Annotated in this window: 12 protein-coding genes; 9 read left to right on the plus strand and 3 right to left on the minus strand. The window is 72.9% G+C overall.

Annotated elements, in window-relative coordinates; all coding sequences use genetic code 11:
- Positions 1–121 precede the first annotated feature (121 nt).
- Positions 122–2,155: a sensor histidine kinase gene (locus Q2K21_RS00610; RefSeq protein ID WP_310763069.1), complete on the plus strand. Its 2,034-nt coding sequence runs from the start codon at positions 122–124 to the stop codon at positions 2,153–2,155.
- 162 nt (positions 2,156–2,317) lie between these two features.
- On the opposite strand, the gene Q2K21_RS00615 is transcribed toward Q2K21_RS00610, so the two are convergent.
- Entirely contained in the window at positions 2,318–2,926 is a 609-nt protein-coding gene (locus tag Q2K21_RS00615) for a response regulator transcription factor (RefSeq protein ID WP_310763070.1), read from the minus strand.
- A 120-nt stretch (positions 2,927–3,046) separates the two neighbouring features.
- Between Q2K21_RS00615 and Q2K21_RS00620 the strand changes: the two genes are divergently transcribed.
- Both Q2K21_RS00620 and Q2K21_RS00625 read left to right on the plus strand, forming a co-directional pair.
- Positions 3,047–3,778, plus strand: a complete 732-nt coding sequence (locus tag Q2K21_RS00620; protein ID WP_310763071.1) for an ABC transporter ATP-binding protein — start codon at positions 3,047–3,049, stop codon at positions 3,776–3,778.
- On the plus strand, positions 3,778–6,234 hold the full coding sequence (locus tag Q2K21_RS00625; RefSeq protein ID WP_310763072.1) for an ABC transporter permease: 2,457 nt from the start codon (positions 3,778–3,780) through the stop codon (positions 6,232–6,234). Before Q2K21_RS00620 ends, Q2K21_RS00625 begins: the two co-directional genes overlap by 1 nt.
- On the opposite strand, the gene Q2K21_RS00630 is transcribed toward Q2K21_RS00625, so the two are convergent.
- Positions 6,228–7,046: a class F sortase gene (locus Q2K21_RS00630; RefSeq protein WP_310763073.1), complete on the minus strand. Its 819-nt coding sequence runs from the start codon at positions 7,044–7,046 to the stop codon at positions 6,228–6,230. The genes Q2K21_RS00625 and Q2K21_RS00630 overlap by 7 nt on opposite strands.
- Positions 7,047–7,210: 164 nt before the next feature.
- A complete protein-coding gene (locus Q2K21_RS00635) occupies positions 7,211–8,149 on the minus strand; it encodes a hypothetical protein (RefSeq protein ID WP_310763074.1) in 939 nt (312 codons plus the stop codon).
- A 445-nt stretch (positions 8,150–8,594) separates the two neighbouring features.
- Between Q2K21_RS00635 and Q2K21_RS00640 the strand changes: the two genes are divergently transcribed.
- The 6 genes from Q2K21_RS00640 (at position 8,595) to Q2K21_RS00665 (ending at position 11,648) form a co-directional block, all read left to right on the plus strand.
- Entirely contained in the window at positions 8,595–8,972 is a 378-nt protein-coding gene (locus Q2K21_RS00640; RefSeq protein ID WP_310763075.1) for a sortase-dependent protein, read from the plus strand.
- Positions 8,969–9,613: a class F sortase gene (locus tag Q2K21_RS00645; RefSeq protein ID WP_310763076.1), complete on the plus strand. Its 645-nt coding sequence runs from the start codon at positions 8,969–8,971 to the stop codon at positions 9,611–9,613. The genes Q2K21_RS00640 and Q2K21_RS00645 overlap by 4 nt, the downstream gene beginning before the upstream one ends.
- Before the next feature lie 103 nt (positions 9,614–9,716).
- On the plus strand, positions 9,717–10,208 hold the full coding sequence (locus Q2K21_RS00650) for an RNA polymerase sigma factor (protein ID WP_310763077.1): 492 nt from the start codon (positions 9,717–9,719) through the stop codon (positions 10,206–10,208).
- Positions 10,192–10,695 carry a hypothetical protein gene (locus Q2K21_RS00655; RefSeq protein ID WP_310763078.1) on the plus strand — a complete coding sequence of 168 codons (504 nt, stop codon included), beginning with the start codon at positions 10,192–10,194 and terminating at the stop codon, positions 10,693–10,695. Before Q2K21_RS00650 ends, Q2K21_RS00655 begins: the two co-directional genes overlap by 17 nt.
- A gap of 156 nt (positions 10,696–10,851) precedes the next feature.
- Positions 10,852–11,316: a hypothetical protein gene (locus Q2K21_RS00660; protein ID WP_310763079.1), complete on the plus strand. Its 465-nt coding sequence runs from the start codon at positions 10,852–10,854 to the stop codon at positions 11,314–11,316.
- Positions 11,313–11,648 (plus strand): hypothetical protein, encoded by a 336-nt coding sequence (locus Q2K21_RS00665; RefSeq protein ID WP_310763080.1) that lies wholly within the window; start codon positions 11,313–11,315, stop codon positions 11,646–11,648. The genes Q2K21_RS00660 and Q2K21_RS00665 overlap by 4 nt, the downstream gene beginning before the upstream one ends.
- The last annotated feature ends 78 nt before the right edge of the window (positions 11,649–11,726 follow it).

An 11,726-nucleotide genomic window follows, 5' to 3' on the forward strand; every position in this document is an offset into this window, starting at 1 on the left:
CCATCGGCCGGGGCCCGGCGATGCGGGGCCGGGCTGTCGGCCCGATGACAGAGCGGAACAAACGTTCTATGGGGTGGCATAGGATCGTGGCCGTCGGGGCACGGCTGGCGGGGGAGGTCTGGTGTCCGGCTCGGCGCGGGGTGTCACGGTCGTGGTGCTGGCCGCCTTCGCGACCGTCTATCTCGTCGGCGGATCGGTGCTCGCGCCGGTCGTGTTCGGACTCCAGCTGTTCCATGTCCTGCCCGTGCCGCGACGGTGGCACCCCGGACGGTGGTTACTGCTCGCCACACAAGGAGCCGTCTGCTACGCGGCGGTGTACGCCACCGGCGCGTCCGTGGGGATCCTCGGGTTCCTCGGCGGTTCGCTGCTGCTGACCCGGGCGTGGCCGCTGGCCGTACCGGTCGCTGCCGGTGCCGCACTCACCGGGCCCCTGGACTCGGCCATCAGCATGGTGCTCATGAGCCTGGTGATCTACGGCCTGACCCGGCTCACCGAGCGGGCCGACGAACTCCACGCCGCCCGGCTGAGCCTGACGGCGGCCGCCGTCGCCGAGGAGAGGCTGCGGATCGCCGGCGAGCTGAGCGACGGCCTCGGGCGCGGGCTCGCCGACATCACCACCGGTGTACGGGCGGCCCTGGCGAAGCCGGAACAGGCCGGGCGACTGCTCGCCGACGTCACCCGCTCGGCACGTGACTGCCTCGCCGACGCCCGGCGTTCCGCCGCGTCGTACCGCTCCATGTCGCTGGCACCCGAGGTGACGGCGGCACGGGCGCTGCTGACCACCGCCGGAGTCCCGGTCCAGGTGCGCCCCGGGCACACCGAACCATTGGGCCCCGCAGGCGCGTTGCTCGCGGAGGTGCTGCGCGAGGCCGTGACCGACATCGTCCGGCGGGGCGCGGCCACCGGCTGCCTGATCGAGACCGCTGCCGAGCGGGGGCGGATACGACTGCGCGTCGTCAGCGACGGCACCCGGACGGCGGAGGACGAGAGTCTCGGCGATCTGCCCGAGCGGATCGCCGACGCGGGCGGCACTGTGACGACCGGGCTGACCCCCGAAGGGCGGCACGTCGTGGAGGCCGTGCTTCCGGACGTGGCGCAGCCCCGGGAGCAGGCCGAGGACCGGCACGCCCATGTGCTCTCCGTCGCCCTGCTGGTCACCGTGCTCGTCGGCTTCTCGCTCAAGACCCTGCTGCTCGTCCCCGCCGGCCAGGTCCTGCCCGCCGCCGCCTGCCTGGCCGTGGTGGTCGCGCTACAGGTCCGCTCGGTACGGGGGCGGCACATGGCGGCGCTCGCGGTGATGGCGCTCCTCACGTATCTGCCGATCCTCGCGTTCGGCCGCGCCTGGCTGGGGGTCGCCGGGTTTCTCGCCGGACCGCTGCCGCTCGCGTTCCGGCGTTCCGCGGCCTGGCCGCTGGTCGGCTGTGTGACGGCGAGCGTCGCGCTGATCGGGGCGCGGCTGGGACTGCCACTCGCGATGACGGTCAACTACACCGTCAGCACCGTGGTCACCGGGCTCGTCGTGTACGGACTGCTGCGCCTCGCCCAGATCGTGAACGAACTGGGGGAGGCACAGCGGCGGCTGGCCCGCTCGGCGGTCGTCGAGGAACGTCTGCGCGCGGCCCGTGACCTGCACGACCTGCTCGGCCACAGCCTGGCCGGCATGCTGCTGACCTGCGAGCTGGCGCGCAGGCTGCCGCCCGAGCGGGCGCCCGCCGAACTGGAGAACGTCCTGGCCATGGCGGAGCGGGGCGAGGCCGACCTGCGGGCGGCCTCCGGCGGCGCGGGCAGGATGTCGCTCACCGCGGAGGCCGCCTCGGTGCGCGCGGTCCTGGCCGCCGCGGGCATCGAGGCCGAGGTGTCACTCGCCCACGACGGTCTGTCGGCCGGAGCCGAGACCGCGTTGAGCGCGGTGCTGCGGGAGGCGGTGACCAATGTGCTGCGGCACAGCGACGCCCGGTCCTGCGCGATCTCGACGGTGGCGGCGGACGGCGGGACCCGGCTGCGCGTACGCAACGACGGGGCGCGCCGCACGCGCGGCCGTCGGGGATCGTCCGGGATCGGCAACCTGACGGCCCGGCTCGCCGCGCTGGACGGAGAGCTGACGGTGCGTTCGCCTGGGGACGGCTGGTTCGAGTTGGTCGCGTGGGTACCGTAGCGCTCCGCTGGGGGTGCGGTACGGCGCCTGTGGGTGCGGTAGAGCTCCGCTGGAAGGCCGGTACTGCACCTGCGGGTGCGTTGTGGCTGGTCGCGCCCACGCGGCGGAGCCGCACATCGATACAGCCCCGCGCCCCTTTGGGGCGCTGCCCCCTTCGGGGAGCTAGATCCAGCCCGCCTCCGTCGCGATACGGACCGCGTCCGTGCGGTTGCGGGCGTTGAGCTTGGTGACGATGGCCGTGAGGTAGTTGCGGACCGTCCCCGCCGTGAGGTGGACCTGTCGCGCGATCTCGGTGGCCTCCGCACCTCCCGCCACCAGCCGGAGCACCTCGGTCTCACGAGGCGTGAGCGGATTGTCGGCCAGATCCCACGCGGTGACCGCGAGCGAGGGGTCGAGCACCCGCTCGCCCGCTGCCACTTTCCGGATGGCGGCGACCAGTTCCTCCGGCGGCGCTGTCTTCAGTACGAACCCGTCGACCCGCGCGCCGAGCGCCCGGCGCAGGTGTCCGGGCTTTCCGTACGCGGTGAGCATCAGCACCCGGCAACGCGGCAGTTTCTCGCGCAGTACGGCCGCCGCCTCCAGCCCGTCCATCGTTCCCGGCATGTCGATGTCGAGCACGGCGACGTCCGGTTCGTAGACCCTGGCCGCGTCCACGGCCGCGGTGCCGGAGTCGACGGTGGCGACGACCTCGATGTCCTCCTCCAGGCCGAGCAGCGCTGCCAGCGCCCCCCTGATGATGTGCTGATCCTCCGCCAGAAGCACCCGTATCACCCGGCCACATATACCAGTCGATCACCACGGTGTCCGGATCATCCGGCTCATGACGAGGTCATGCTTCGGACATGACGTCGTCGGTGGGTCGCGTCGCGCCTGCTCAGCAGGCTTGAACTCATGGCAGACACAGTGCGGTTGGACGCGGTCAGCAAGGTCTACGGCAAAGGGCAGGGGGCCGTCGCCGCGCTCCGTGAGGTATCGGTGAGCATTCCGCGGGGCAGCTTCACCGCGGTGATGGGCCCCTCCGGATCGGGCAAGAGCACCTTTCTGCACTGCGCCGCAGGCCTGGACACGCCCACCTCGGGAACGGTCCGGCTGGCGGACACGGACCTGACCGGAATGAACGAGACGAAGCTGACCCGCCTGCGGCGGCAGCGGATCGGGTTCGTCTTCCAGGCCTTCAACCTCATCCCCTCGCTGACGGCGCTGGAGAACATCACCCTGCCGCTGCGGCTGGCCGGTGCCCGCCCGGACAAGGCGTGGCTGGGCGAGATCGTGCGACGGGTGGGTCTCGAAGGCCGTACGAACCGTCGTCCGGCACAGCTCTCCGGCGGCCAGCAGCAGCGCGTCGCCCTCGCCCGCGCCCTGGCCACCCGCCCGGAGGTGATCTTCGGGGACGAACCGACCGGAGCGCTCGACACGATGACCGCCCGTGACGTGCTGGCCCTGTTGCGGGAGACCGTCGACGACATGGGCCAGACGGTGGTCATGGTGACGCACGACCCGGTGGCGGCCTCGTACGCGGACACGGTCCTGTTCCTGGCCGACGGCCGCATCGTGGACGCGATGGACGCCCCGACCTCCGACAAGATCGCCGAACGGATGACCCGACTGGGAGCGTGGAAGTGATGGCCGTGCTGACCCTCGCACTGAAGACGCTGCGCCACCGCAAGGCCGCCTTCGCGGGCGCGTTCGTCACCCTGCTGTGCGCCGCCGCTCTGGTCACCGCCTGCGGGATGCTGCTGGAGACCGGGCTGCGGGGCCGGGTCGCACCCGAGCGCTACGCGGGCGCCCCGGTTCTCGTGGCCGGGGACCAGTACGTGCACCGGACGATCCACAAGTCCAGTGGCAAGACGAAGCACAAGGCGAAGCCGATCGCCGAACGCGCCTGGATTCCCGCGTCGTTGACGCAGAGGCTGCGCCGGACCCCCGGCGTGCGCGAGGTGGTCGCCGAGGTGACCTTCCCCGTCGGCACCAAGAACGGCCAGGCGCAGGGCCACGGCTGGGACTCGGCGGCACTCACCCCGTTCACCCTGGCCGTCGGCCGCGCCCCGAAAGCCGCCGACGAGGTGGTCGTCGACGCCGGCTCGGGCGCCCGCGTGGGCACCCGGTTCGACGTACTGACCCCGGTCGGCCCCGCCGCGTACCGGGTGGCGGGTGTCACCCGGCAGGCCCTGCCCAGCCAGGACACACTCTTCTTCGCCCCGGCCGAGGCACGCCGGCTGGCGGGCCGCCCCGGCCGGGTCAGCGCCATCGGGGTCTTCCCGACGCCGGGTGGGCGGCCCGACGTGGCAGCCGCCCTGCGCGGGACCGGGGCACTTCAGTACACCGGGGACGACCGCGGTGCCGTGGAGTTCCTCGACGCGGAGCAGGCCCGGGTGAAACTCGTCAGCCTGGGCGGAGCGCTCGGCGGCACGTCACTTCTGGTCGCGATCCTCGTCGTGGCCGGCACCTTCGCGCTCTCCATCCAGCAGCGGCAGCGGGAGATCGCCCTCTTGCGCGCCGTCGCGGCCACCCCGAAGCAGATGCGCCGGCTGCTCGGCGGCGAGGCGCTGGTGACCGCCGTCGTCGCGGGCCTGGCCGGCTCCGCCGCGGGCATCGGACTGGGCTTCTGGCTGCGGTCCCGGTTCGTGGCACTGGGCGCCGTACCGGAGCATCTGCGGCTGGTGGTCAGTCCCTTCCCCGCCTTCGCGGCGCTGCTGGCAACGGTCCTGGCCGCCTGGGTCGCGGCCCGCATCTCGTCCCGCCGGGCGGCCCGGGTGCGTCCGGTGGAGGCGCTCGGCGAGGCCGCGCTGCCGACCGCGCGGCTGCCCTGGCCCCGGCTGGTGGCCGGCCTGCTCGCCACCGCCGCGGGCGTCGTGCTCACCCTCGTCCTGTCGACGCTGTCCACCGAGGCGGCCAGCAGCCCGGTGACGATGCTCACCGCCCTGGTGTGGACCGTGGCGGTGTCCCTGCTCGGCCCGCTCCTGGCCCGTGCGGCGGTCGCCCTGCTCGCCCTGCCGCTGCGCGCCTCCCGGGTCGGCGGCTACCTGGCCGCGGCCAACCTGCGGGTGGCGTCCCGGCGGCTGGCGTCCGTCATCACCCCGCTGTGCCTGCTCGTCGCCATGGCGTGCACGATCCTGTTCGTACAGACCACCATGGGCCACGCCGCCCAGCGGGAGATCGCCGCGGGCAGCCGCGCCGACTACGTCCTCGGCCCGCGGGTCCCCGGCTCGGCCGCCCGTTCCCTGCGCGAGCAGCCGGGCGTCGAGGCCGTGACCGAGGTCCTGCACACCTCGGTACGGGTCGGTCTGACGAAGTACGGGGCACAGGCGGTGACGGTCGAGGGCCTCACACGGACGACCGACCTGGGCGTGGTCGCCGGTTCCCTGCGCGACCTCGGTACGCACTCCATGGCGGTCAGCGAGAACGCGGCCGGCCGGCTCGGCGTGTCCGTGGGCGACACGGTCCGCCTCACCCTGGGCGACGGCACCCCTGCCACCCTCAACGTCGCCGCGCTCTACACCCGCGGCCTCGGCTACGGCGACCTCACCCTCTCCCACGCCCTGGTCGCCCCGCACGTGGACAACCCCATGGGCACCCTCTACGTCGCGGCCCCCCGCCTCACCCGTGCCGAACTGTCCGCCCTGGTCCGGGCCGTCCCCTCGGCCACGGTCATGGACCGCGCCGAGGCCGTCACCGCGAGCGCGCCCGACGCCGAGGTCAACTACGTGGCCATGGGCCTGATCATCGCCTTCACCGCGATCGCCGTGATCAACACCCTGGGCATGTCGACCTCGGACCGCTCCCGGGAACTGGCCCTGCTGCGGCTGGTGGGCACCACTCGGCGTCAGGTGTTGCGCGTCCTTCGCCTGGAGGCGTTCGCCGCCCTCGCGGTCGCCACGGTCCTCGGCACGGGCATCGCCCTGGTCACGCTGACCGCCTTCGCCACCGGCATGACCGGCTCGCCCACCCCGTACATCCCGCCGCTCACCTACCTCGGGGTGCTCGCGCCCACGGCCGCTCTCGCCCTGGCAGCCACCGCACTCCCGGCCCGGCTGGCCCTCCGCCGGCACCCCGCGGAGGTGATCGGCGCGCGTCAGTGATCTCCGGCAGGCGCCCTCTGCGGTCGCTTGACCGAGTCGAGATGGGCGAACACCACCACATTGGACTCGTAGTCGTGGACGGTGTGGTTGTAGGTGCCGCCGCAGGTGATCACCCGCAGCTCAGGGGTGGGTGTGTCGGCGTAGACCCGGTCGTCGGGGAAGTGGGCCTTGCTGAAGGTGTCGACGGAGTCGACCTCGAAGCGGGCGACGATGCCGTCCGCGCGGGTGATGTCCACCCTGCTGCCCGGCTTGAGAGTGCGCAGCAGCACGAACACCGCTGGGGCGGTCTTGGTGTCGACATGCCCCACCACGATCGACGCCCCCCGCTCACCGGGCGAGGCGCCGCCCCTGAACCAGCCGACCAGATTCGTGTTGTTCGCGGGCGGCGGGTTCAACTGCCCCGAGGCTCCCAGGGACAGCGCCGTGAACGGGGCGTCCACCCCGATCTGCGGAATCTCGATCCGCTTCGGTACCGACCGTGGCAGCCCCCGCGTGGTAACCGCCGTCGCGTTCGGCCCCGGGAGCGCCGGGACGACGACCCCGGGCGGGGTGACGGTCGCGCGCGGGGCGACGGCCGGCGGGGTGACGGTCGCGGGCGGGGTGACGGCGTCGGGTGGAGTGAGCGTCGTGGGCGGGGCGACGGCCGCGGGCGGGGTCGGCGGTTTGGGATCCGCCGGACTCGTCAGGGAGTTGTGGATGAGCAGAGCGCCCAGCCCCACCGCCGCCGCCGGCCACAGCAGAGCACGGCCGGCAGTACGGGACACGGGCCTGCTCCGCGACTGTTCCGGCGGGGCGGACTGGGGGAGGGCCATCAGGCAATGCCTTTCATGAGCGGGAGCGGCGGTCGGATCATCAACAGGGGTCGGACATCGCCGGGCCGGGCAGCAGCCGGCCCCGACGCCGCGGCCGCGGCCGCCGTCACCCTTTCCAGAGCGACAGCGGCCGCGACCGCGAGCAACTGGTGAGCGCCGGCCGATCAGGCCTGGGCGGCACCCGAAGTGCCCCGGCGCCGCAGCATGTAGGCGCCCGCGCCGAGACCGCCGAGCAGCAGCACCGAACCCGCGGCCAGACCGTTGCCGGACTGCGCCAGCCCGCCGCCACCGGCGTGCACGCCACCGCGCGGCTTGTTCGACCCGCCGTGCTCGCCGCTCCGGCCGTGCTCGCCGCTCCGGCCCTCCTCGCTCCGGCCCTCCTCGCTCTGGCCCTCGTCCTCGGCCCCCGCCATGGGCGGCGCACCACCGTCGGACTGCTCCCCGCTGTCCTGACCGTCCGACGACTGGTCGTCGCCCTCGTGCGACCAGCCGCCGTCCTGGGCCGACCGCATGGCCAGCGCACCGCCACCGGCGCGCACGCCACCGCTCGGCTTCTTCGACCGGTCGTCGTCCTGCGAGCGACCGTTGTCCTCGTCGTGCTCGCCGCGGTTGCCGTGTTCGCCGCGGCCGCCGTGCTCGCCGTGCTCGCCGCGGCCGCCGTGCTCGCCGTGCTCGCCGTGTTCGCCGCGGCCGCCGTGCTCGCCGTGCTCGCCACGGCCGCCGTGCTCGCCGTGCTCGCCGTGCTCGCCGTGCTCGCCGTGCCTGCCGTGCGACCGGCCGCCCTCGTCCTCGTCGTCGCCGTCCTCGTCGTGCTCGCCGCGGTTGCCGTGTTCGCCGTGCTCGCCGCGGCCGCCGTGTTCACCGCGGCCGCCGTGCTCGCCGCGGCCGCCGTGCTCGCCGCGGCCGCCGTGCTCCTCGTCCGACCGGCCGCCGTCCTCGTCCCCCGACTCCTCTCCACCGTCGTCGTGTCTGTCGCTGCCGTAGGAAGAACCGTGGTCCGACACCCGAAGCTCGACCCCCGATGCCGCATGCGCGACGGGGGCGGAAAACGCGACGGCCGCGGCAACCGCCGCGGAGGCGAACATGGTCCGGGTCACTCGCATCAGAGGTAGTCCTTTCGCCGCCGCCACGAAGGCCGGCACCACGCCGGCTCAGCGGAATCGCAGCGGCAACGTGATCACCCTCAGCCCGATCACCGCCTCCCACCACCGCAGAACACGGCATACGAGCCGACTAGTACTCCCTCCGAGTGCCTGTAGGCCGAAAAGTAACCCGGTCGGCAGCACCCCCATCAGCCGTATCCCCACCACGAATGGCCGCGACGAGAGAGCGCCCTCCGAAGCCGATCCGCCCCATCCACACGTTCGATGACGCTGTATCAGTTCGGACGGGTGTTCCGGTGGCGCAGCGCCACGGCCGCTGACCGACCGTCAACTCGCATGACTTTGCCGTCTCTTTACAACCTGCTCCGGTGCTGTCTCGTCTCTCCGCTCGATCCGTCACTCAGCCCGCCGAGTACCTGGCGGACCGACGAAAGAGAGCGACTCAATGCGCCGAACTGTCCTCAGCGCCATGGCACTCGCGTGCACCGCGGCCCTGGCGAGCACCGTGCCCGCGTTCGCCGACGGGCAGAGCCCCGTCCCCTCGGTCCGCCCGACCGCCACCACCGTTCCGACTCCCAGCGCCGAACCGACCCGGGCGCCGGCCTCCGTCAGCCCGGTACCGACTGCGGCCGAATCGACCCGGGCGCGCGCCGGGAGGCAGGTCTCCGTCGTACCGAAGGGCGCGCCCGACACCGGAGTGACGGCGGCTTCCTCCGGGTCCGGGGGCGAGGGCGGTCTGATCGGCGGCGGGGCTGCCGCGGTGCTCGTCGTGGGCGGCGCGGCGGTCTTCGTCGTACGTCGCCGGCGGGCGACCGGAGCATGACCCCGCTCTCCAGGCGCGCGTTCGCCGTCGCGGCGATGGCCTCGCTGCTCGTGGGCTGCGGCGGCCACGGGGCCGACCGGACCACGACGACGGCACGCCCCAGGAGCACGCCGCCGCCTTCGTCGGCTTCCGCTTCGGGCTCGGCTTCGGCTTCGGCCTCGGCGAAGGGGGCGCACGCTCTTGGGCGTTCGGTCCCGGTCGGGCTGCGGATCCCGGCCATCGGGGTCGACACGCCCGTCATGCGGCTGGGGTTGGCGTCGGACGGCAGTGTGCAGGTGCCGCCGGTCACGGCGCACGACCGGGCGGGCTGGTACCGGCATTCGCCGACGCCGGGTCAGGTCGGGCCGTCGGTCATCCTCGGCCATGTCACGGTCGGTTCCTACGGGGACGGGGTCTTCCGCCATCTCGCGCGGCTGCACCGGGGCGACCGGATCGTGGCGCGTCTGGAGAACGGCACGGCGGCGGTGTTCACGGTCACGGCCGTGCGGACGGTCGCCAAGGCGGACTTCCCGGCGGACGAGGTCTACGGGAACGTGAACCGCCCGGAGCTGAGGCTGATCACCTGCGGCGGCCCCCGCACCGGCGACGGCTACCTCGACAACGTGATCGTCTTCGCCGCGCTCACCTCCGCAACCTCCTGACCTGCCCTCACGGATCCCGGGCCGCACCCACGGAACGTACGCGGACGGCCCGGCATCCTCCCCCACAAGTGCCCTACGAGGCGCGTCACGACCCTGGAGAGCGTTGAAACGGTCCCGCGACAAGGCAGCGTCCGAGCTGTTCGCCGCCCTCTACCCGCGCCTCGCCGGGTGGTGCCGCCGTCTCGTCGACGACGACGAGACGGCCCACGAGATCGCCTCCGAGGCGTTCACCCGGCTCTGGGCCCGCTGGACGTCCGTGGAGGAGCCGCGCGGCTTCCTCTACGTGACCGCGGCCAACCTCGTGCGGGACCACTGGCGCAAGCTGGAGCGCGAGCGCAGGGCCGTGCACCGTGCCACCACCGAGGCCACGGTCCGCCCCCACACCGAACAGGCGGACCCGTCGGTACGCCTGCTGGTCCAGTCGCTGCCGGAGCGACTTCGTACCCCGATCCTTCTGCACTACTACGCTGACATGCCGATCCGGGAGGTGTCCGTGCTGACCGGGCGCAAGGAAGGAACCGTCAAGGCCGACCTCCACGCGGCCCGCGAACTGCTCCGCGTCCACTTGAGGAGAAGCCTTGACCCCACGCTTTGACGACGAACCGGAGTTCGCCCCCGACGATCCCCTCGCGGTGATCCTGCGGCCCACCTCCGCCCCCCTCGCCCCGCCTCCCGGCCGCTACGAGGCGATCCGGCGTGCCGCGTCCCGCCGCCGACTGCTCCGCGCCGCCGCCGGGGTCGGCCTGTCCTGCGCCGTCGCGGTCCTGGTCGCGCTGCCGCTCCACCTGGCGATCCCCGAGACACCCGCGCCCCCGGCGGCCCCTCTCGCCCCGCCACCCGCGAGCGGCCATGCGCCGTATCCCACTCCGTCGGCACCTCGCACCTCGTCGTCGCCCACCCCGTCGGAACCGCCCGTGCCCGTCACCCCCCGCCCCACCCAAACGCCAGGGACCGAGAACTCACGCACCCCGAACAGACCGGCAGTCCCCACCCGCGAACCGTCGGTGACACCGACCGCGGCGCGGGTCGATCCGTCGGCGAGTGACACCAGGGCCGTCCCCACATCCGGAAGCCGCCCCTGACCTCACCCGCAACTCCGAGTGGTGGACCGCATCGTGGCCCTTGTGACACCGCTGTGACGGGAGGAGTGGCTTCCGTCACAGCCCTGGCGGTCGGGACCCTGGTGGGGTGGGCGGTCCGCTGAATTCGGCCGCCCGACACGGAAGCAGGTGAAGGCGATGCTCGCGGGTCTAGGTATCTCCGCGTTATGTGCCATAGGAGCGCTGATCGCCCTGGTCGGGGTCATCGCGATGGCGCTTCCGGGTCGCCCGCAGCCCTGGCCGGAGCACCTGATGCAGCGTGCCGCGTGGCTGACCGGCGCCGCGGCCGCATCCGTCTACTCCCTGGGATTCTTCCTTGTCCTGGCGTCCGAGCAGGAGTTCAACAACGGCGCGGACTCGGTGCCGGCACCCGCGTGCCGCGACGGCTTCGACGCGGAGACGGTCCGGCACCTCGTCCACCACCGGTCCTCCTACCTGCCGCTCCGCTTCGACTGCGTCCGCGACGACGGCACCACGTATTCCAGTGATCCGTCTTACGTGTGGATGAACTGGACGAGCGCGTCTCTCGCCCTGTCCGCCGCGCTGCTCATCATCGGTTCTGGCTACGCGACCGAGCTCCGTGCCCGGAAGGACAGACGGTGATCCGCCGGTACGGGGTGCCGCTGCTGGTGAACCTGCTGATCGGCATCCCGGCGATCGTCGTGGTGTTGTGCGCCCGCTGGTATGCCGCGTACGGGCACTGCGGGCTCGAAGACATCGAACGGCCCGACCTGGACGGGTGCAGCTACCACGACATCGACCACAGCGGGCCGATCCTGGTCGTCCTCGTCGTGACCGGCCTGTTCGTGCTGCTGCTCGTCCTGCTCGCCGATGTGCTGCTCCCGCTCAGCCGCCGGCGTCCGCTCCGACCGTGGCTGCTGACTCTGCCCGCGGTGCTGCTGCCGTACGTTCTCCTCAACAGGGGAGTGGCATGACATTCCGGTGAGCTGACCGGGTGTCAAGCCTGACGATCGTCGGGGGTGGGAGAGGGCCGTTCGACTCGGGTGTCCGGG

The organism is Streptomyces sp. CGMCC 4.7035 (assembly GCF_031583065.1).
Taxonomy (GTDB): Bacteria; Actinomycetota; Actinomycetes; order Streptomycetales; family Streptomycetaceae; genus Streptomyces; species Streptomyces yaanensis.